Source organism: Streptomyces sp. NPDC055254 (assembly GCF_053606025.1).
This window is the reverse complement of sequence record NZ_JBSGQV010000024.1, coordinates 47,268-66,524: the sequence shown is the minus strand read 5'-3', so window position 1 is coordinate 66,524 and position 19,257 is coordinate 47,268. Positions and strand designations below refer to the sequence as shown.

The following is a 19,257-nucleotide window of genomic DNA, read 5'->3' as shown; positions in this document are numbered from 1 at the left end:
GACGGGCCTCAGAGGCTGTCGAGGGCCTTGATGTACTCGTTCAGGTCACGCGCGTCGGGCAGGCCGTTGACGACGGTCCACCGCACCACGCCGTCCTTGTCGATGATGAAGGTGCCGCGGACCGCGCAGCCCTTGTCCTCGTCGAAGACGCCGTACGCGCGCGAGGTCTTCCCGTGCGGCCAGAAGTCCGACAGGAGCGGGTAGTCCAGGTCCTCCTGCTCGCCGAAGACCCGCAGGGTCGGCACGGAGTCGTTGGAGACCGCGAGGAGCTGGACGTCCTGGTTCTGGAAGCGGGGCAGCTGGTCGCGCAGCTCGCACAGCTCTCCGGTGCAGACGCCGGTGAAGGCGAACGGGTAGAAGAGCAGCACGACGGCCTTCTCCCCCCGGAAGTCGGAGAGCCGCACGGTGGCACCGTGGTTGTCCTTGAGCTCGAAGTCCGGGGCCTTGTCGCCGACCTCGATCGCCATCTCTCGCATCCCTTCGTTCCTGCTTCAGTGCGTTGGGCCGTTCGGGTGAGGCCCAGCCTAGGGGCGGCCCCGCCGTGAACGCACGCACCCCGCCGACCGGGGTCACCTGGTCGGCGGGGTGCGGTTGCGTGTCCGCTCTGCTGCGGGCGCGGCTCAGCGCTTGGACTTGGCGGCGGTCTTGGGCGTCACCAGCTTGGTGGCCGCCCATTCCTTGCCCACACTGATGCTCCTGGTCTGCGAAAGGCCGGCGGTCTCGGCGGCCTCGCTGATGTCGCTGGCCTCGACGTAGCCGGGGCGGCCCGTCTTGGGGGTCAGCAGCAGGATCAGTGCGCCGTCCTCGACCAGCTCTGTGGCGTCGACCAGCGTGTCGGTCAGATCGCCGTCTTCCTCCCGGAACCACAGCAGCACCGCATCGGCAACGTCGTCGTACTCCTCGTCGACGAGGTCGTTGCTGATGTGGTCCTGGATGGACTCACGGAATTCCTGATCGACGTCGTCGTCGTAGCCGATCTCCTGGACCACCTGTTCGGACTGGAAACCCAGCCGGGCGGCCAGGCTCTCCGCGTGGTCCGCGGTCGCGCTCACGGGGTGCCTCCTGCTCATGTTCGGTGAATGTCTTCGGCGGCGCGCGTACGCGCAGCATGGGGCGTAGTCCACACGGGCGGGGCGGATCGCGCAAGTACCCGGCCGCCGAGACCGTCGAAACGGTGACGATTGCGGCCGTCTCGCCGCAAGTTTCGGCCTCCTCGCGCACGCCTGCCGTGATTCATCCCACACCATTGCAGCTCATTCGGCATCGCTTGGGGACTTTCCTACCTGTTTGAGGGACGAACGGCCTTACGAAATCGATGCCCGGCTTGGGCGTAAGGTTGCGGTTTGGCCGGTCCACCCATGATCCCCCCGAACCGCGGACCTCGCCCGCCGCACGGGTTACCCGGCGGTAAAGATGACGATTAGGGTCCGGCGTAAGAGCATGGGAGGCGGCGCACCCGAGCACGACTCCCCCGACAGCGAAGGAACAGCGTGGCTTCCGCATCCGATCGCAATCCGATCATCATTGGCGGCCTCCCGAGTCAGGTCCCGGACTTCGATCCGGAGGAGACGCAGGAGTGGCTCGACTCCCTGGACGCCGCCGTCGACGAGCGGGGCCGCGAGCGCGCCCGCTACCTGATGCTGCGGCTGATCGAGCGGGCCCGCGAGAAGCGCGTCGCCGTGCCGGAGATGCGCAGCACGGACTACGTCAACACGATCGCCACCAAGGACGAGCCGTTCTTCCCCGGCAACGAGGAGATCGAGCGCAAGGTCCTGAACGCCACCCGGTGGAACGCGGCCGTCATGGTCTCGCGCGCGCAGCGCCCCGGCATCGGCGTCGGCGGCCACATCGCCACCTTCGCCTCGTCGGCCTCCCTCTACGACGTGGGCTTCAACCACTTCTTCCGGGGCAAGGACGAGGGCGACGGCGGCGACCAGATCTTCTTCCAGGGCCACGCCTCCCCCGGCATCTACGCCCGCGCCTACCTCCTGGACCGGCTCACCGAGCAGCAGCTCGACGCGTTCCGCCAGGAGAAGTCGAAGGCCCCCTACGGCCTTTCGAGCTACCCGCACCCGCGGCTGATGCCGGACTTCTGGGAGTTCCCGACCGTCTCGATGGGTCTGGGCCCGCTCGGTGCGATCTACCAGGCGCGGATGAACCGGTACATGGAGGCGCGCGGCATCGCGGACACTTCCAGGTCCCACGTCTGGGCGTATCTCGGTGACGGCGAGATGGACGAGCCGGAGTCGCTCGGCCAGCTGTCGATCGCGGCCCGCGAGGGCCTGGACAACCTGACCTTCGTCGTCAACTGCAACCTGCAGCGGCTCGACGGCCCGGTGCGCGGCAACGGCAAGATCATCCAGGAGCTGGAGTCGCAGTTCCGGGGCGCCGGCTGGAACGTCATCAAGCTGATCTGGGACCGTTCCTGGGACCCGCTGCTGGCGCAGGACCGCGACGGCATCCTGGTCAACAAGATGAACACGACGCCGGACGGGCAGTTCCAGACGTACGCCACCGAGTCGGGCGCGTACATCCGCGAGCACTTCTTCGGCGGTGACCACCGCCTGCGCGCGATGGTCGAGAACATGACCGACCAGCAGATCCAGCACCTGGGCCGCGGCGGTCACGACCACAAGAAGGTCTACGCGGCGTACGCGGCGGCCAAGGCCCACAAGGGCCAGCCGACGGTGATCCTGGCGCAGACGGTCAAGGGCTGGACCCTCGGCCCGAACTTCGAGGGCCGCAACGCGACGCACCAGATGAAGAAGCTGACGGTCGACGACCTCAAGCGCTTCCGCGACCGCCTGCACATCCCGATCACCGACCAGCAGCTGGAGAGCGGCGCGCCGCCGTACTACCACCCGGGCCGCGACTCGCCCGAGATCCAGTACATGCACGACCAGCGCAGCGCCCACGGCGGCTACGTGCCGACCCGCGTGGTGCGCGCGAAGCCGCTGCCGCTGCCGGAGGAGAAGACGTACGCGGCGGCCAAGAAGGGTTCGGGCCAGCAGTCGATCGCCACCACGATGGCCTTCGTCCGCATCCTCAAGGACCTGATGCGGGACAAGGAGATCGGCAAGCGCTTCGTGCTGATCGCGCCCGACGAGTACCGGACCTTCGGTATGGACGCCTTCTTCCCGAGCGCCAAGATCTACAACCCGCTGGGCCAGCAGTACGAGGCGGTCGACCGCGACCTGCTGCTCGCGTACAAGGAGTCCCCGACCGGCCAGATGCTGCACGACGGCATCTCGGAGGCGGGCTGCACGGCCTCGCTGATCGCCGCCGGTTCGGCGTACGCGACGCACGGCGAGCCGCTGATCCCGGTCTACGTCTTCTACTCGATGTTCGGTTTCCAGCGCACCGGTGACCAGTTCTGGCAGATGGCCGACCAGCTCGCGCGCGGTTTCGTCCTCGGCGCCACGGCGGGCCGGACCACCCTCACGGGTGAGGGCCTTCAGCACGCGGACGGTCACTCCCAGCTGCTCGCCTCGACGAACCCGGGCTGCGTGGCGTACGACCCGGCCTACGGATACGAGATCGCGCACATCGTCCAGGACGGCCTGCGGCGGATGTACGGACCGGACGCCGAGGACGTCTTCTACTACCTGACCGTCTACAACGAGCCCATCCAGCACCCGGCCGAGCCGGCGGGCGTCGACGTGGAGGGCATCCTCCAGGGCATCCACCGGGTGTCGGAGGGCGCGTCGGGCACCGTCGGCGCGCAGATCCTGGCCTCGGGCGTGGCCGTGCCGTGGGCGCTGGAGGCGCAGCGGATCCTGGCCGAGGACTGGAACGTCAAGGCGGACGTGTGGTCGGCGACCTCGTGGAACGAGCTGCGGCGCGAGGCCGTGGAGGCCGAGGAGTACAACCTGCTCCATCCAGAGGAGGAGCAGCGCGTCCCCTACGTGACGCGCAAGCTGTCCGGTGCGCAGGGTCCGTTCGTGGCGGTCTCGGACTGGATGCGGGCGGTCCCGGACCAGATCTCGCGGTGGGTGCCCGGCCGGTACACCTCGCTGGGTGCGGACGGTTTCGGCTTCGCGGACACCCGCGGTGCGGCCCGGCGCTTCTTCCACATCGACGCCCAGTCGGTGGTCCTGGCGACGCTCACCGAGCTCGCCAAGGACGGCCGCATCGACCGGTCGGTGCTGAAGCAGGCTGTGGACCGGTACCAGCTGCTGGACGTGGCGGCCGCCGATCCGGGCGCGGCGGGCGGCGACGCGTAGCGGTGCGGGCAGCAGCGGTGTGAGGTGGCCCCCGGCGGATGCCGGGGGCCACTGCCGTTTACGCGTTCCTTACGATGCTCGGCATGAAGGAACCCTCCCGCCAGTTGCTGTGGGAGCGGCGGAGCCAGACTCCGCTGCTCGTCCTCGCCGTGGCCTTCGCCGTCGCCTACGCCGTGCCGATCGTCGTCCCGGACGCGCAGGCGTCGGTGCACAAGGCGTGCACGGTCGTCGAATGGGTGGTGTGGGGGGCGTTCGCGGCCGACTACCTGGTGCGGCTGGGGCTGTCACCTGCGCGCAAGGCTTTCGTACGGACGCACTGGCTGGACCTGGCGGCGGTGCTGCTGCCGCTCATCCAGCCGCTGCGGCTGCTGCGGCTGGTCTCCACGCTGCTGCTGGTGGGTCGCCGGGCCCGGATGGCCCCGCAGATCCGGCTGACCACCTATGTGGCGGGGGCGGTGGTCGGGCTGCTGATGTTCGGCTCGCTGGCGGTGCTGAGCGTGGAGCGGGACGCCCCGGAGGGCAACATCCGCAATCTCGGGGACGCGGTGTGGTGGAGCTTCACGACCATGACGACCGTCGGCTACGGGGACCACTCCCCCACCACCGGGCTGGGTCGGGTGCTCGCGGTGGGGCTGATGCTGTCGGGGATCGCCCTCCTCGGTGTGGTGACCGCGAACATCGCGGCCTGGTTCATCTCCCGCTTCGAGCGCGACGACCGGGTGGAGCGGGCGCAGACCGCCGCGATCGCCGAACTGACCGGTGAGGTACGGGCGCTGCGCGCGGAGGTCGCCCGGCTGCGCGACCCGGCCGGCGTCCCGGCACGGGCCGCGAGCGGTGTCCCGGCACCGGTGGTGGTTCCGGTGCCGGTCCCGGTGCCGGTGGTGGCACCGGGACCGGCACCCGGCCCACCGGCCGCTAGCTCTCCCACACCTTGAAGGCCCTGACCTGGTAAGGCGACTGGGGCAGCCAGACCCCGTCCCCCGGATAGGTCTGGAACTCGCCCGTCTCGGCGCATTCGGCCGACTGGTAGGTCGTCACGGGGCGGCCGGTCCGGTTGGCGAGGGACTGCGCGCTCTTGCCGGCCGGCAGGGCTGTGCAGCTGTTGATGTCGAGGGTGCTGAGCTCGTGGACCTGGCGGGTGCCCTTGAACTCGGGCTTCGCCCAGACGCACAACTGCCCGGTGGCGCAGGCACCCAGCGGCGGACCCGCGGCGTGCGCCTCGGTGGCCGTGCTCGGGACGAGGGCGGTCGCGGCCAGGGCGGCGGCGGCCAGGAACGTGGTGAGGCGTGTGCTGTTCCTCGTACGCATGACAGATCGGCTCCTTCGTTGACGCGGAGGCCCCGGACCGTTGCCGAAGCTCCGACGACACCACGCTGACCTGCGCGGACGGCCGGGCGGAAGAGGCGCCGGGCGGGTCCATCCGGATAGGCGACAGCCCCGCCGGAGTGCTCGGGCGGGGCTGTCGTACGTACGGGGTTGACGCCTCCGGCAGGGGTCCCGGGGGCGCACCCGGGGTCTCAGACGTGGGCCGCGCCCGCGCCCGCCGGGGCGTTCTCACCGCGCTTGGTGAAGCAGGCGACGACGGCGGCGAGGACCGCGACGGCGCCGGCGACGGTGAAGGCGGTGCCCATGCCGGACACGAACGTGTCGTGCGCGACGTCGGTGATCGCCCGCGCGACCCCCTCGGGGGCGCCCTCGGGGACCGGGGCGATGCCGACCTGGACGCCCTTCTCGGCGAGTTCCTGCTGCTCGGGCGTGAGCGGGGGCAGTTGCGCCGCCCGCCAGTTGTCCCCGAACGAGTTGCCGACCGTACTGGCCATGACCGCGCCGAGGACGGCCGTGCCGAGGCTGCCGCCGACCTGCATGGCGGCCTGCTGGAGGCCGCCGGCCACGCCGGACAGCTCCAGCGGGGCGTTGCCGACGATGACCTCGGTGGCGCCGACCATGACGGGCGCGAGGCCGAGGCCGAGCAGGGCGAACCAGAAGGACATGGTGAGGGTGCCGGTGTCCGTGGTGAGCCGGGCCATCCCGAAGCAGGCGGCGGCGGTGGCGGCCATCCCGGCGACCAGCGGGATCCGCGGGCCGACCTTGGTGATCGCGGCGCCGGCCAGCGGGGAGCCGACGATCATCATGCCGGTCAGCGGGAGGAGGTGCAGGCCGCTGTCGACCGGGCTCATGCCGTGCACGTTCTGCAGGTAGAAGGTGACGAAGAAGAGGCCGCCCATGAAGGCGAAGGCCATCAGCACCATGAGCACGGTGCCCGCGGACAGCGGCAGCGAGCGGAACATGCCCAGCGGGATCAGCGGTTCGCCGACCCTGCTCTCCCAGACGGTGAAGAGCACGAAGCAGACCACGGCCGCGCCGAGGAAGAGCAGTGTCCTGGTGTCTCCCCAGCCCCACTCGGCGGCCTTGATCAGGGCCCAGATCAGCGAGAACATCGCGCCCGACAGGAGCAGGATGCCCACGGCGTCGAAGGAGCGGGGGGCGTTCTCGGCCCGGTGGTCGACCAGGATGAACAGGCCGAACACGAGGGCGAGGATGCCGACGGGCACATTGACGAAGAAGACGGACTGCCAGCTGACGTGCTCGACGAGCAGGCCTCCGACGATGGGTCCGGCGGCGGTGGAGGCGCCGATGACCATGCCCCAGATGCCGATGGCCATGTTGAGCTTTTCGGCGGGGAAGGTGGCGCGCAGGAGGCCGAGCGCGGCCGGCATCAGCAGCGCGCCGAAGAGGCCCTGGGCGACGCGGAAGCCGATGACGAACTCGACGCCCGAGGAGAGGCCGATCGCGGCGGAGGAGACCGCGAATCCGGCGATGCCTATGAGGAAGGTCTGGCGGTGGCCGAAGCGGTCGCCGAGCTTGCCCGCGGTGATCAGGGAGACCGCGAGGGCCAGCAGGTAGCCGTTGGTGATCCACTGGACCTCGGCGAGCGAGGCGAGGAGGTCCTTCTGGATGGCGGGGTTGGCGACGGCCACGATCGTGCCGTCCAGGGTGACCATCATGACGCCGATCGCGACGGCGAAGAGGGTCAGCCAGGGGTGACCGCGCAGCCCGGTGCGGGCCGGTGCCGAGCCCGGTTCCTTGGCGGGTACCGGGTCGTCGACGGTGATCTGACTAGTCATGCGAACAGGCTAGTGACAGCGACTGACAGTTCACAGACGGCTCAACACGGCAGTCTCTGTCACGTCGGTCACAGGTACCCTGACCGCTCACTCGGCGTCAGAAAATCCCTGGGGAAGGACCTTTGCGGTGATGACCGACCAGCGGCCGGCGCCGCCCGCGCGGCCGGCCGGAGCCGGAGCCGGGCTGCGCGAGCGCAAGAAGCGGCGCACCCGGGACGCGCTGCTGCGCGCCGCCCTCCTCCTCTTCATCGCCCAGGGGTACGAGAACACCACCGTCGACGAGATCACCGACGCCGTGGACGTCTCCCAGCGCACCTTCTTCCGGTACTTCACCAGCAAGGAGGAGGTCGCCTTCGCCGTGCAGGACCTGGTGGAGTCGCACTTCGTGGCCGAGCTGCGCGCCCGGCCCGCGGCCGAGGGCCCCTTCGAGGCCATGCGCGGCGCGGTGCTCGCCGCCTGGGACACCGTCGAGGAGGCCATCTCCGAGGTGGTCCCCGTCGACCTCTACATGCGCAGTTACCGGCTGATCGAGTCCACCCCGGCGCTGCTCGCCGTGCACCTGCGGCGCTCGACCGAGCTGGAGGAGCGGATCTCCCGGCTGATCGCCGACCGCGAGGGCCTGGACGTGGACGCCGATCCGCGGCCGCGGGTGGCCGTGGCCGCGTTCTCCGGCGTGATGCGGGTGACCGGGCGGCTGTGGGGGCAGGGCGAGGACACCACGGTGGCCGCGATCCGGCGGATGACCGAGGCGTACCTGGACCAGATCGGCCCGGCGCTCGCCTCGGACTGGCGCCGCGCACCGATGGCGGACCGGGCCCGGACCGCCGGCGCCGGCCGCTGATCCCGTTCGCCGCCGCGTCCGGTGCCGCGCTGCCCGCCCGGACGCCGCGGCCGCCACGGCCGCCGGCGCCGCCGTGTCCCACGGTCGGCCGTGCACCGCGTCACCCGGCGCGCCGTCCCCCGAAACGGTCTCCTACGCTGGTCCCAGTGAACCTGCCCGGCCACGCCCACCCCACCGCTCGCGGCGCCGACCCGCGCCCCGCCGCCCTGCGCGTCCTGCTCGCGCTCGCGGTGGTCTTCGTCATGCTGGCGACCACCGGCTGGACCGCCGTGCACCGCCCCGAGGGCGGCACACCGCTGCGGACCGCGGCCCTCGCCGCCTGGGCGGCCGCCCGGATCGACGGCCGCCCGGTGCCCGCCGCCGACGCCCCAGCACGGACCGTGGCCCGCTTCTTCACCGGCCTCGACGGAGCCCAGCGGGCCCGGCTCGCCGACGGCTACCCCCTCGTCGTCGGCAACCTCGACGGGGTCCCCGCCCCGACCCGCTACCGGGCCAACGTGCGCGGGCTGGAGCTCGCCGAGCGCGTGGAGCGGTCCCGCAGTGTCGACGTCACCCTCACCCCGGCCGACCGGGCCGCGGCGACCCGCCGCGCCCACCGCTTCGCCTCGCTCGCCGAACCCGGCCGGCAGATCCTCGCCTTCGACCCCACGGGCGGTGGCCGCGTCGCGGAGGTCTTCGGCGACCTCGACCGGGCCCGCCGGGTCTCGGTGGTCGTCCCGGGCGTCGACACCGACGCGATCACCTTCGAGCGCACCCAGCGCCGCTTCACCGCCCCCGTCGGCATGGCCCGGTCCCTGTACGACGCCCAGGCCGCGGCCGCGCCCGCCGGCCGGACCGCGGTGATCGCCTGGGCCGGCTACACCGCGCCGACCGGGGTCGGCATGGACGCAGCCACCGGCCGGATGGCCGTCGACGGGGCCGCCCGGCTGGAGTCGTTGGCCGCGAGCCTGCCGAAGGCCGCGAGCGTGGCGCTCTTCTGCCACAGCTACGGCTCGGTGGTGTGCGGGGTGGCCGCGCGCGACCTGCCGGCCCGGGTGACGGACGTGGTGGTGGCGGGCAGCCCGGGGATGCGCGCGCAGAACGTGGCCGGGCTGCACACCTCGGCCCGGGTGTGGGCCATGCGGGACGAGGGCGACTGGATCGCGGACGTGCCGCACCTGGAGGTCGGCGGGTTGGGGCACGGGGCGGACCCGGTGTCCCCGGAGTTCGGCGCGCGGCTGCTGTCCTCGGCCGGGGCCGGGAGCCACACGGGCTATTTCGCGCCAGGTACGGGCTCCGTGGAGAACTTCGCGAAGATCGGAACCGGCGCCTTCGGTTCCTTGGTGTGCGCGACCGGCGACGACGCCTGCCGCAGGGAAATTTCCGGAGCGGAGCAGGACTGACGCGTGTCATGACCGGAAATCCGGTCTCCCCGACGAAGGGGACGCGCGAGGGTGCCTCCCTTTACCATGTGCCGCATGGGTGACGTACTGGCCGGAAATCATGCCGTCTGGGAGTTCGACTCGGACTCGGTGCTCATCCGCTTCGCACGGGGGATGAGAACGCCGAGGACGCCGAGACTCCTTCAGGCCCTGGGCTCGCGCCAAATCCCCCTGGAAGCGGTGTCCGGGGTGACCGTGAGCGGAGGGAAACGCGACACCGTCGTGCTGCGCGCCGTGCCCCGGCCGGGGGCGGATCCGCTGATGGAGGCGGCCGCCGGGCAGTTGAAGGACACGTGCGACCCGTACCGGCTCGTGCTGCCGGGCGGCCGGGCCGGACAGGCCGAGGCGTTCGCCGAAGCGGTCCGCTCCCGCCTGGGCGCGGAGGCCGCCGAGCCCGCCGCGCGCTTCCTCGTCGAGGTCCCGCGACCGCCGGTGCAGCTGAAGGCGTACGACGCCCGGGTGGCCTTCGACGGAACGGCCGTCACCTTCCACTGGTCCCGGACCGGCGCCACCAGCACCAAGTGGAAGGCGTGCGACCAGCGTTACCCGCTCTCCGACGTGACGGGCGTCGAGTGGCGCTCCCCCGAAGGCCCCGGCGGCCACCTGCGGCTCCTGCTTCGGGATCCCGGGCAGAGCGCCGCCGACCCGCGCCCCGACCACGACCTCGCGGCGGCGGTCTTCGGCGTCGGGTACGGGTCGGTGCACGAGTCGCTGCCGTTCGCCGCGGCCGTCCTGCAGGGACTGCGCGGCCGTACCCCGGTCGGCTCGGTGCCCCCGGCCCGCGCCGCGGCCGGAGCGGACGGCCGCTGCGGCGACGAGCGGCTGCGGCACCTGAGCGAGCTGCACGGCGCGGGCCTGCTGACGGACGCCGAGTACGGGACGCTGCGCGCCCGGTTCGCCTCCGAGGCACCGGACTCCTGAGGGCTCCGGGCGCGGGCGCCCCGTACCGTCCGCGCTCAGGCCTCGCGGGCCACCGCGGTGAAGCTCATGTCCGGGTAGCGGTCCCCCGCGACCCGGGCGGCGATCGGCTCCAGCAGGGCCAGCTCCGCCGCGGAGAGGGTGATCCGGGTCGCCGCCGCGTTCTCCGCGAGGCGCTCGGCCCTGCGGGTGCCCGGGATCGGGACCACGGTCAGCCCGTGCACCCGCGCCCGCTGCTGCACCCAGGCCAGGGCGATCTGCGCGGGGCTGGCCCCGTGCGCCTCGGCGACCTGCCGCACCGGGGCGAGCAGTTCGGCGTTGGCCTTCGCGTTGTCGCCGGTGAACCGGGGCTGGAAGCGGCGGAAGTCGCCTTCCGAGAGGTCCTTGCCCGCGTCGGCGAAGGAGCCCGTCAGGAATCCCCGCCCCAGCGGCGAGTAGGGCACGAGGGCCACACCCAGGTCCGCCGCCGCGGCCACCGCGCTGCGCTCCACGTCCCGGCTGAACAGCGACCACTCCGACTGGAGCGCCGCGACGGGGTGCACGGCGTGCGCCTCGCGCAGCTCCGCGCCGGTGACCTCGCTGAGCCCCAGGTGGCGCACCTTGCCCTCCCGCACCAGCTCCGCCATGGCGCCCACCGATTCGGCGAGCGGCACGGCGGGGTCGCGCCGGTGCATGTAGTACAGGTCGATGACGTCGACGCCGAGCCGGCGCAGGCTGCCCTCGACGGCCTGCCGGACGTACGCGCGGTCGTTGCGGATGCCCCGGTACGCCGGGTCGTCGGTGCGTTCTATCGCGAACTTCGTCGCCAGGGTGATCTCGTCCCGGTGGGCGGCCACGAACGGGGCGAGGAACTCCTCGTTGCGCCCCCGGCCGTAGGCGTCCGCCGTGTCGAGGAGGGTGACCCCGGCGGCCAGCGCGGCGTCCAGGGTCTCGTGGGCCGCCTTCTCGTCCGTCTGTCCGTAGAACTCGCTGATGCCCATGCAACCCAGGCCCTGGACGCCGACCAGGGGGCCGCCCCGGCCCAGTTCGACCTGCTCGATCCTGGTGCCGCCGCTGCCGTTCTCCGTCATCGCGCTGCCTTCCCCGAGCTCGTTCTCATCGCGTACGTGCCGATCTTGTGGTCCAGAACCCCGAGCGCGTCCGTCAGCTCCGCGATCCGCGCCCGCACGTCGCGCCGCGTGCGCTCCAGGAGCTCGCGGCGCTCGTCGAAGGTGTGCTCGCCCGCGCGGACCAGTTCCGCGTACCTGACCATGTCCGCCACCGACATGCCGGTGGCGCGCAGCTTGCCCACGAGGGCCAGCCAGTCGAGGTCCTTGTCGCTGAAGCGCCGCTGTCCCGAGTGGGAGCGGTCCACGTGCGGCATCAGGCCGATCCGCTCGTACCAGCGCAGGGTGTGCTGGGTCAGACCGGTCCGGGCCTCGACCTCGCTGATCGTGTAGCGCGTCCGCGCCAGGCTCTGGCTCATGGCCCCCACGCTAAAACCCTGGAGTGCACTCGAAGCAAGTAGGCTCGGCCGCATGGAGAGCGTGGAGGCCGTCAACGGCATGGAAAGTCTGCGGATCATCGAGACCTGGCCGGTGCCGACCGCCGCGGCGGCCGTGGTGCGCGCCGACGGGACCGCGGCCGGCTCCCACGGTGCCGTCGGGCACCGTTTCGCGCTGGCCTCGGTGACCAAGCCGCTCGCCGCGTACGCCGCCCTCGTCGCGTACGAGGAGGGGGCGATCGAGCTGGACGAGCCGGCCGGACCCGAGGGCTCCACGGTCCGTCACCTGCTCGCGCACACCAGCGGCCTGGCCTTCGACGAGCACCGGGCGACGGCCCCGCCCGGGCAGCGCCGGCTGTACTCGAACGCCGGTTTCGAGGTGCTCGGGGACCACATCGCGAAGGCCACCGGCATCCCCTTCGCCGAGTACCTGCACCAGGCGGTCTTCGAGCCGCTGGGCATGACGGCGACGACGCTGGAGGGTTCGCCCGCCAAGGACGGCGTGTCCACCGCCTCGGACCTCGCCCGCTTCGCCGCCGAACTGCAGGCGCCCCGGCTGCTGGACGTCCGTACGGTCGCCGAAGCCACCTCGGTGGTCCAGCCCGGGCTCAAGGGCGTCCTGCCGGGGTACGGGCACCAGTCGCCCAACGACTGGGGGCTGGGCCTGGAGATCCGCGACGGCAAGTCCCCGCATTGGACGGGCGCCTCGTCCTCGCCCCGCACCTTCGGCCACTTCGGGCAGGCCGGCACCTTCCTGTGGGTGGACCCGCAGGCCCGCGCCGCGTGCGTGGTGCTGACGGACCGCCCGTTCGGCCCGTGGGCCGTGGCGGCCTGGCCGCCGTTCACCGACGCGGTCCTGGCCGAGCTGGCCTCCGGCGGCCGGGTCTGAGCCGCGGGCTCAGCCCGGCAGTTCCCAGATCAGCAGTTCCCCGGGGGAGCCGGCGACGACCTCCAGGCCCGCCTCGCCCGTGATCCGGACCGAGTCCCCGGGGCCCAGCTCCGCCCCGTCCAGGCGCAGGTCCCCGCGCACCACGTGCAGGTACACGCGCTCCGCCGCCGGTACGGGGACCCGCTCGCCCGCGCCCGGCCGGCGGACGTGGAGCACGGCGCCGGCCGCGGGGACCTGGTAGGGCGTGCCGTCGGCGACGGCCTCGACCACCTCGTACGTGGGCTCGCCGCCGGCGGCGAGTGGCGCGAGCCAGGTCTGTACGAAGCGCAGCCGGCCGGCGCCGTCGTTGCGCTCGACGTGCCGGGCCCCGGAGCCGGCGCCCAGGCGCTGGACGTCTCCGGCCCGGACCAGGGCGGAGCGTCCGGTGCTGTCCTGGTGGGTGAGCTCGCCCTCGATCACCCAGGTGACGATCTCGGTGTGGCTGTGGGGGTGCTCGTCGAACCCGGCGCCGGCGGCGAGGGTCTCCTCGTTGCAGGCCAGGACCGGGCCGAAGCGGACGTTGTCCGGGTCGTAGGAGGATCCGAAGGAGAAGGCGTGCCGGGTGGAGATCCCGCTCGCCGGATCCCCGCCCTCGTACCGGTCCGTGCCGCGACGTACATCAATCATGGGGGCAACCGTAGCCCCGGGGGCGGTGACGGTCCGGGACCGGACTCCGCGCAGCCGTCCCGATAAGGCAGTCTTGTCACGTGCCTCAACCCGAACGTGAGCATTCCCCCGCGACACATCCCGCGCATCCCGTGCCCGCGCATCCGCACACCGCGACGCTGCGCCGGCTGGAGAAGTCCTCCGGTCGGCTCGCCGCGAACGCGATCGCGCGGATGGACGAGACCCTGCCGTGGTACCGGGCGATGCCCCCGGAGAACCGGTCCTGGATCGGCCTGGTGGCGCAGGCCGGCATCGCCGCGTTCACGGAGTGGTTCCGGCACCCGGAGACCCCGCAGGCGATCTCCACGGACGTGTTCGGTACGGCTCCGCGCGAACTGACGCGGGCCATCACGCTGCGGCAGACCGTCGAGATGGTCCGCACCACGATCGAGGTCATGGAGACCGCGATCGAGGAGGTGGCGGCCCCCGGCGACGAGTCGATCCTGCGCGAGGCGCTGCTGGTGTACGCCCGGGAGATCGCCTTCGCGACGGCCCAGGTGTACGCGCAGGCCGCCGAGGCGCGCGGGGCGTGGGACGCCCGGCTGGAGTCGCTCGTGGTCAACGCGGTGCTGTCCGGTGAGGCCGACGAGGGCGCCCTGTCCCGGGCGGCCGCGCTCGGCTGGAACTCGCCGGAGCACGTGTGCGTGGTGCTGGGCACCGCTCCGGAGGGTGACAGCGAGCTGACGGTCGAGGCGATCCGGCGGGCGGCCCGCCATCACAAGCTCCAAGTGCTCACGGGCGTGCTCGGGGACCGACTGGTCGTCATCGCCGGCGGCAGCGACAACCCGATGCAGGTGGCGAAATCCCTGATCGGGCCGTTCGCGGCCGGTCCGGTGGTGGCCGGGCCGGTGGTGCCCGACCTGCTGAACGCGACGAAGTCGGCGCAGGCCGCCGCGGCCGGTCTCAAGGCCTGTACGGCGTGGCAGGACGCTCCGCGCCCCGTCCTGGCGGACGATCTCCTCCCGGAGCGCGCGATCGCCTCGGATCCGGCGGCGCGGGAGCAGTTGGTGGAGGAGATCTACAGACCGCTGGAGGAGGCGGGGTCGGCTCTGCTGGAGACGCTGAGCGTCTACCTGGAGCAGGCCAGCAGCCTCGAAGGGGCGGCCCGGATGCTGTTCGTGCACCCCAACACGGTGCGGTACCGGCTCCGACGTGTGACCGACGTCACCGGATGGTCTCCTTCCGATGTGCGCTCCGCGTTCACACTGCGGATCGCCCTGATCCTGGGGCGTCTGGCCGACGGAGATCCGCAGTCCTAGACTTTTGTCGGACATCAACAATTACCCCGACGGTTCTTCGTCCCTGTCCCCACGGGCGGCAGGGACCATCCACAAGAGAGAGTGTGAGGGTGCTCGTACTCGTCGCTCCCGGCCAAGGCGCTCAGACGCCCGGCTTCCTGACTCCCTGGCTCGACCTCCCCGGTGCCGCTGACCGCGTCGCCGCCTGGTCGGACGCCATCGGGCTCGACCTTGCCCACTACGGCACGCACGCCGACGCCGACGAGATCCGCGACACGGCCGTGGCCCAGCCGCTGCTGGTCGCCGCCGGTCTGCTGTCCGCCTCGGCGCTGGGTTCGCCCGCGGCGTTCGGCGCGGTCTCCGGTCACAGCGTCGGCGAGATCACCGCCGCCGCTTACGCCGGCGTGTTCTCCGAGGCCGACGCGCTGTCCTTCGTACGGACCCGCGGTCTGGCGATGGCCGAGGCCGCCGCCGTCACCGAGACGGGTATGGCCGCCGTCCTCGGCGGTGACCGCGACGTGGTCGTCGCGCACCTGGAGAAGCTGGGGCTGACCCCGGCCAACATCAACGGCGCCGGCCAGATCGTGGCCGCCGGCACCATGGAGCAGATCGCCTCCCTGGAGGCCGAGAAGCCCGAAGGTTCCATGAAGGTCGTCGCCCTCAAGGTCGCGGGCGCGTTCCACACGCACCACATGACCCCGGCGGTCGCGACGCTGGCGAAGGCCTCCGAGGCCCTCGCCCCGGCGGACCCGGCGCTGAAGTACGTCTCGAACAAGGACGGCCTCGTCGTCACCGCGGGCGCCGACGTCGTCGCCCGACTGGTGGGCCAGGTCGCGAATCCGGTCCGCTGGGACCTGTGCATGGAGACGTTCGCCGCACTGGGCGTCACGGGGATCATCGAGCTCTGCCCCGGTGGCACCCTGACGGGTCTGACCAAGCGCGCGCTCAAGGGAGTACCGAGCGTGGCGCTGAAGACCCCGGACGATCTCGACAAGGCCGCGGCGCTCGTAGCCGAGCACGCGGCCTGAGAGAAGGAGCCGAACACCGCATGTCCAAGATCAAGCCGGCCAAGGGCTCCCCGTACGCCCGCATCCTCGGGGTCGGCGGTTACCGTCCGATCCGTGTGGTGCCCAACGAGGTCATCCTGGAGACGATCGACTCGTCCGACGAGTGGATCCGCTCCCGCTCCGGAATCGCGACGCGGCACTGGGCCTCCCCCCAGGAAACGGTCTCCGCGATGTCCGTGGAGGCCTCCGGGAAGGCGCTGGCCGATGCCGGGGTCTCCCCCGAGCAGATCGGTGCCGTGATCGTCTCGACGGTCTCGCACTTCAAGCAGACCCCGGCCGTCGCGACCGACATCGCGCACCGGATCGGCGCGGGCAAGCCCGCCGCGTTCGACATCTCCGCCGGCTGCGCCGGCTTCGGCTACGGCCTGACCCTGGCCAAGGGTCTGGTGGTGGAAGGTTCCGCCGAGTACGTCCTGGTCATCGGCGTGGAACGGCTCTCGGACCTGACCGACCTGGAGGACCGCGCAACGGCCTTCCTGTTCGGTGACGGTGCGGGCGCCGTGGTCGTCGGCCCTTCGAACGAGCCCGCCATCGGCCCCACGGTGTGGGGTTCCGAGGGCGACAAGTCCGAGACCATCAAGCAGACCGTGCCGTGGGACGAGTACCTCGGCAAGGACGGCGGCGAGAAGTTCCCGGCCATCACGCAGGAGGGCCAGGCGGTCTTCCGCTGGGCCGTCTTCGAGATGGCCAAGGTGGCCCAGCAGGCGCTGGACGCCGCCGGGATCACCGCCGAAGACCTGGACGTCTTCATTCCGCACCAGGCAAACATGCGGATCATCGACTCGATGGTGAAGACTCTGAAGCTGCCGGATCACGTCACGGTCGCCCGCGACGTGGAGACCACCGGCAACACCTCGGCCGCCTCGATCCCGCTCGCTATGGAGCGGCTCCTGGCGACCGGCGCGGCGAAGAGCGGCGACACCGCGCTCGTCATCGGCTTCGGGGCGGGGCTCGTCTACGCCGCGACGGTCGTTACCCTCCCCTAGGGCCGGGATCCACTTCCCGTCCTGAATTCCAGTTACCCAGAGAAGGAGCGCCACATGGCCGCCACCCAGGAAGAGATCGTCGCCGGTCTCGCCGAGATCGTCAACGAGATCGCCGGCATCCCGACCGAGGACGTCCAGATCGAGAAGTCGTTCACCGACGACCTCGACGTCGACTCCCTGTCCATGGTCGAGGTCGTCGTCGCCGCCGAAGAGCGCTTCGACGTCAAGATCCCGGACGAGGACGTCAAGAACCTCAAGACGGTCGGCGACGCCGCCGAGTACATCCTGAAGCACCAGGCCTGAGCCTGACGAGCGTTTGTCGCCACCTGGCGGTGGCGCCGTGACAATTCAGCACCCCCTGAGACGTGGAGAAAGAATTCCTGTGAGCCCGACCAATCGCACCGTGGTCGTCACCGGTATCGGCGCAACCACTCCGCTGGGTGGCGACAGCGCTTCGACCTGGGAAGGTCTGCTCGCCGGCCGTTCCGGCGTAAAGCCCCTGGAGGGCGAGCGCTTCGCCGAACTCCCGGTCCGTATCGCCGCACCGGCCGCCGTGGACCCGAGCGAGGTGCTCCCCCGGCCGCTGGCCCGCAAGCTCGACCGCTCGGCGCAGTTCGCCGTCATCGCGGCCCGCGAGGCGTGGGCCGACGCCGGCTACACGGCTCCGGCCGGTGAGGAGACCCAGACGGGCGCCTTCATCGCGCCCGACCGTCTGGGCACGGTCATCGCCTCCGGCATCGGCGGCGTCACGACCCTGCTCGACCAGTACGACGTACTGAAGGAGAAGGGTGTGCGCCGGGTCTCCCCGCACACCGTTCCCATGCTGATGCCGAACGGCCCGTCGGCCAACGTCGGCCTGGAGGTCAACGCCCAGGCCGGTGTGCACACTCCGGTCAGCGCGTGCGCGTCCGGTGCCGAGGCCATCGGCTACGCCGTGGAGATGATCCGTACCGGCCGCGCCGACGTGGTCGTCGCGGGCGGCACCGAGGCGGCGATCCACCCGCTGCCCATCGCCGCGTTCGCCAACATGATGGCGATGTCCAAGAACAACGAGCACCCCGAGCAGGCTTCGCGCCCGTACGACAAGGGCCGTGACGGCTTCGTCCTCGGTGAGGGCGCCGGCGTCGTGGTCCTGGAGTCCGCCGAGCACGCCGCCGCGCGCGGCGCCCGGGTGTACTGCGAGGTGCTGGGCCAGGGCCTGTCCGCCGACAGCCACCACATCGCGCAGCCGGAGCCGACCGGCCGCGGTGTCGCGGCCGCGGTGCGCAACCTGCTCGACAACACGGGTCTCGACCCGGCCGAGCTGGTCCACCTGAACGCGCACGCCACGTCCACTCCGCAGGGTGACACGGCCGAGCTGAAGGCGCTGCGCAAGGTGCTGGGCGACGACCTCGACCACATCGCGATCTCCGCGACCAAGTCGATGACCGGTCACCTGCTGGGTGGCGCGGGCGGCATCGAGACGGTCGCGACCGTGCTGGCGCTGTACAACCGGCTGGCCCCGCCGACGATCAACGTCGACGACCTGGACGACGACATCGACGCGGACATCGTGCGCGGCGAGCCCCGCAAGCTGCCGGCCGACGGTCCGATCTCCGCGATCAACAACTCCTTCGGCTTCGGCGGTCACAACGTGACCCTGGCGTTCCGAAGCGTCTGACGCGTGTACGAAGGGCCCCGCTCGGCAGTCGCCGGGCGGGGCCCTTTTCGGCGGGGCCCTTTCGGCGGGGCCCTTTCCTACCGGGGGGGTCAGACGACCTGGTGGAGCCAGCGCACCGGAGCTCCCTCGCCCGCGTGGCGGAAGGGCTCCAACTCGTCGTCCCACGGCTTGCCGAGCAGTTTGGCGATCTCCGCCTCCAGGTCGGTCTCGCCGCGCGCGGACCGGGCGAGGGCGGCGCGCAACCGGTCCTCCGGGATGAGGATGTCTCCGTGCATGCCGGTGACGGCGTGGAAGATGCCGAGCTCGGGGGTGGAGCTGTAGCGCTCGCCCTCGGCGGTCGGACAGGGTTCCGCGGTCACTTCGAAGCGCAGCAGGTGCCAGCCGCGCAGCGCGGAGGCAAGCTTCGAGGCGGTGCCGGCCTCGGCCTGCCAGGAGAACTCGGCTCTCCAGGTGCCGGGGGAAGCGGGCTGCCTGATCCAGTCGAGGTTCACCCGCACCCCGAGCACGCCCGCAACAGCCCATTCCACGTGCGGGCAGAGCGCGCGCGGCGCGGAATGCACGTACAGAACTCCACGTGTCGTCACCGGGACCTCCAGTCTGGGACGAGGTCGGGAATAAACTCCAGAAAACGGACAGTATGTGACGTGATGTAATGTAACGGAAATTTTTGGACATTGCGCAATGGGACCTGCGGCCGAAAC

At 71.6% G+C, this 19,257-nt stretch carries 19 protein-coding genes; 11 read left to right on the top strand and 8 right to left on the bottom strand.

The features are described from left to right. Window positions 1-8 precede the first annotated feature (8 nt). Both ACWFQ8_RS22145 and ACWFQ8_RS22140 read right to left on the bottom strand, forming a co-directional pair. On the bottom strand, window positions 9-467 hold the full coding sequence (locus tag ACWFQ8_RS22145) for a peroxiredoxin (RefSeq protein ID WP_453788013.1): 459 nt from the start codon (window positions 465-467) through the stop codon (window positions 9-11). Between the two features lie 153 nt (window positions 468-620). After that, window positions 621-1,052: a DUF3052 domain-containing protein gene (locus ACWFQ8_RS22140; RefSeq protein ID WP_030711344.1), complete on the bottom strand. Its 432-nt coding sequence runs from the start codon at window positions 1,050-1,052 to the stop codon at window positions 621-623. A 438-nt stretch (window positions 1,053-1,490) separates the two neighbouring features. On the opposite strand from ACWFQ8_RS22140, the gene aceE reads away from it, so the two are divergent. Beyond that, complete coding sequence (aceE, locus tag ACWFQ8_RS22135) at window positions 1,491-4,223, top strand: pyruvate dehydrogenase (acetyl-transferring), homodimeric type (RefSeq protein WP_453787982.1); 2,733 nt, start codon at window positions 1,491-1,493, stop codon at window positions 4,221-4,223. An 83-nt stretch (window positions 4,224-4,306) separates the two neighbouring features. Then, the gene (locus ACWFQ8_RS22130) at window positions 4,307-5,158 is read left to right on the top strand and encodes a potassium channel family protein (protein WP_453787981.1); all 852 of its coding nucleotides are present in this window, start codon (window positions 4,307-4,309) and stop codon (window positions 5,156-5,158) included. On the opposite strand, the gene ACWFQ8_RS22125 is transcribed toward ACWFQ8_RS22130, so the two are convergent. Further along, window positions 5,139-5,531, bottom strand: coding sequence for a peptidase inhibitor family I36 protein (locus tag ACWFQ8_RS22125; RefSeq protein WP_453787980.1), 393 nt, complete (start codon window positions 5,529-5,531; stop codon window positions 5,139-5,141). The genes ACWFQ8_RS22130 and ACWFQ8_RS22125 overlap by 20 nt on opposite strands. A gap of 209 nt (window positions 5,532-5,740) precedes the next feature. Next, window positions 5,741-7,348, bottom strand: coding sequence for an MFS transporter (locus ACWFQ8_RS22120; protein ID WP_453787979.1), 1,608 nt, complete (start codon window positions 7,346-7,348; stop codon window positions 5,741-5,743). 130 nt (window positions 7,349-7,478) lie between these two features. Here ACWFQ8_RS22120 and ACWFQ8_RS22115 point away from each other — a divergent pair, with 130 nt between their 5' ends. The 3 genes from ACWFQ8_RS22115 to ACWFQ8_RS22105 all read left to right on the top strand — a co-directional run bounded on the left by ACWFQ8_RS22115 (window position 7,479) and on the right by ACWFQ8_RS22105 (window position 10,531). After that, window positions 7,479-8,189 carry a TetR/AcrR family transcriptional regulator gene (locus tag ACWFQ8_RS22115; protein ID WP_453787978.1) on the top strand — a complete coding sequence of 237 codons (711 nt, stop codon included), beginning with the start codon at window positions 7,479-7,481 and terminating at the stop codon, window positions 8,187-8,189. Between the two features lie 230 nt (window positions 8,190-8,419). Continuing rightward, window positions 8,420-9,571: an alpha/beta hydrolase gene (locus tag ACWFQ8_RS22110; RefSeq protein WP_453788012.1), complete on the top strand. Its 1,152-nt coding sequence runs from the start codon at window positions 8,420-8,422 to the stop codon at window positions 9,569-9,571. 75 nt (window positions 9,572-9,646) lie between these two features. Further along, the gene (locus ACWFQ8_RS22105) at window positions 9,647-10,531 is read left to right on the top strand and encodes a DUF4429 domain-containing protein (protein ID WP_453787977.1); all 885 of its coding nucleotides are present in this window, start codon (window positions 9,647-9,649) and stop codon (window positions 10,529-10,531) included. A gap of 35 nt (window positions 10,532-10,566) precedes the next feature. Here the strand turns inward: ACWFQ8_RS22105 and ACWFQ8_RS22100 are convergent, their stop codons facing one another. Further along, on the bottom strand, window positions 10,567-11,598 hold the full coding sequence (locus tag ACWFQ8_RS22100) for an aldo/keto reductase (RefSeq protein WP_453787976.1): 1,032 nt from the start codon (window positions 11,596-11,598) through the stop codon (window positions 10,567-10,569). Beyond that, window positions 11,595-11,993 carry a MerR family transcriptional regulator gene (locus tag ACWFQ8_RS22095; protein ID WP_453787975.1) on the bottom strand — a complete coding sequence of 133 codons (399 nt, stop codon included), beginning with the start codon at window positions 11,991-11,993 and terminating at the stop codon, window positions 11,595-11,597. Before ACWFQ8_RS22095 ends, ACWFQ8_RS22100 begins: the two co-directional genes overlap by 4 nt. A gap of 79 nt (window positions 11,994-12,072) precedes the next feature. Between ACWFQ8_RS22095 and ACWFQ8_RS22090 the strand changes: the two genes are divergently transcribed. Further along, entirely contained in the window at window positions 12,073-12,900 is an 828-nt protein-coding gene (locus tag ACWFQ8_RS22090) for a serine hydrolase domain-containing protein (RefSeq protein WP_453788011.1), read from the top strand. A gap of 9 nt (window positions 12,901-12,909) precedes the next feature. Here the strand turns inward: ACWFQ8_RS22090 and ACWFQ8_RS22085 are convergent, their stop codons facing one another. After that, entirely contained in the window at window positions 12,910-13,566 is a 657-nt protein-coding gene (locus ACWFQ8_RS22085; protein ID WP_453787974.1) for a pirin family protein, read from the bottom strand. 80 nt (window positions 13,567-13,646) lie between these two features. Here ACWFQ8_RS22085 and ACWFQ8_RS22080 point away from each other — a divergent pair, with 80 nt between their 5' ends. The 5 genes from ACWFQ8_RS22080 (at window position 13,647) to ACWFQ8_RS22060 (ending at window position 18,556) form a co-directional block, all read left to right on the top strand. Next, window positions 13,647-14,864 carry a PucR family transcriptional regulator gene (locus ACWFQ8_RS22080; RefSeq protein WP_384534123.1) on the top strand — a complete coding sequence of 406 codons (1,218 nt, stop codon included), beginning with the start codon at window positions 13,647-13,649 and terminating at the stop codon, window positions 14,862-14,864. 89 nt (window positions 14,865-14,953) lie between these two features. Continuing rightward, a complete protein-coding gene (locus tag ACWFQ8_RS22075) occupies window positions 14,954-15,871 on the top strand; it encodes an ACP S-malonyltransferase (RefSeq protein WP_453787973.1) in 918 nt (305 codons plus the stop codon). 20 nt (window positions 15,872-15,891) lie between these two features. Beyond that, entirely contained in the window at window positions 15,892-16,896 is a 1,005-nt protein-coding gene (locus tag ACWFQ8_RS22070; protein ID WP_453787972.1) for a beta-ketoacyl-ACP synthase 3, read from the top strand. Window positions 16,897-16,950: 54 nt separating this feature from the next. After that, window positions 16,951-17,199, top strand: a complete 249-nt coding sequence (locus ACWFQ8_RS22065; protein ID WP_453787971.1) for an acyl carrier protein — start codon at window positions 16,951-16,953, stop codon at window positions 17,197-17,199. A 79-nt stretch (window positions 17,200-17,278) separates the two neighbouring features. Next, window positions 17,279-18,556: a beta-ketoacyl-[acyl-carrier-protein] synthase family protein gene (locus ACWFQ8_RS22060; protein ID WP_453787970.1), complete on the top strand. Its 1,278-nt coding sequence runs from the start codon at window positions 17,279-17,281 to the stop codon at window positions 18,554-18,556. An 89-nt stretch (window positions 18,557-18,645) separates the two neighbouring features. Here ACWFQ8_RS22060 and ACWFQ8_RS22055 read toward each other — a convergent pair whose 3' ends face one another. Beyond that, a complete protein-coding gene (locus ACWFQ8_RS22055) occupies window positions 18,646-19,140 on the bottom strand; it encodes a DUF3145 domain-containing protein (RefSeq protein ID WP_453787969.1) in 495 nt (164 codons plus the stop codon). Window positions 19,141-19,257: the final 117 nt, after the last annotated feature.

Excerpts from the sequence above, each read along its gene's own strand:
- ACWFQ8_RS22145 (WP_453788013.1), bottom strand. The coding sequence starts at position 467 with ATGGCGATCGAGGTCGGCGACAAGGCCCCGGACTTCGAGCTCAAGGAC.
- ACWFQ8_RS22130 (WP_453787981.1), top strand. The coding sequence starts at position 4,307 with ATGAAGGAACCCTCCCGCCAGTTGCTGTGGGAGCGGCGGAGCCAGACT.
- ACWFQ8_RS22125 (WP_453787980.1), bottom strand. The coding sequence starts at position 5,531 with ATGCGTACGAGGAACAGCACACGCCTCACCACGTTCCTGGCCGCCGCC.
- ACWFQ8_RS22120 (WP_453787979.1), bottom strand. The coding sequence starts at position 7,348 with ATGACTAGTCAGATCACCGTCGACGACCCGGTACCCGCCAAGGAACCG.
- ACWFQ8_RS22115 (WP_453787978.1), top strand. The coding sequence starts at position 7,479 with ATGACCGACCAGCGGCCGGCGCCGCCCGCGCGGCCGGCCGGAGCCGGA.
- ACWFQ8_RS22105 (WP_453787977.1), top strand. The coding sequence starts at position 9,647 with ATGGGTGACGTACTGGCCGGAAATCATGCCGTCTGGGAGTTCGACTCG.
- ACWFQ8_RS22100 (WP_453787976.1), bottom strand. The coding sequence starts at position 11,598 with ATGACGGAGAACGGCAGCGGCGGCACCAGGATCGAGCAGGTCGAACTG.
- ACWFQ8_RS22095 (WP_453787975.1), bottom strand. The coding sequence starts at position 11,993 with ATGAGCCAGAGCCTGGCGCGGACGCGCTACACGATCAGCGAGGTCGAG.
- ACWFQ8_RS22090 (WP_453788011.1), top strand. The coding sequence starts at position 12,073 with ATGGAAAGTCTGCGGATCATCGAGACCTGGCCGGTGCCGACCGCCGCG.
- ACWFQ8_RS22085 (WP_453787974.1), bottom strand. The coding sequence starts at position 13,566 with ATGATTGATGTACGTCGCGGCACGGACCGGTACGAGGGCGGGGATCCG.
- ACWFQ8_RS22070 (WP_453787972.1), top strand. The coding sequence starts at position 15,892 with ATGTCCAAGATCAAGCCGGCCAAGGGCTCCCCGTACGCCCGCATCCTC.
- ACWFQ8_RS22065 (WP_453787971.1), top strand. The coding sequence starts at position 16,951 with ATGGCCGCCACCCAGGAAGAGATCGTCGCCGGTCTCGCCGAGATCGTC.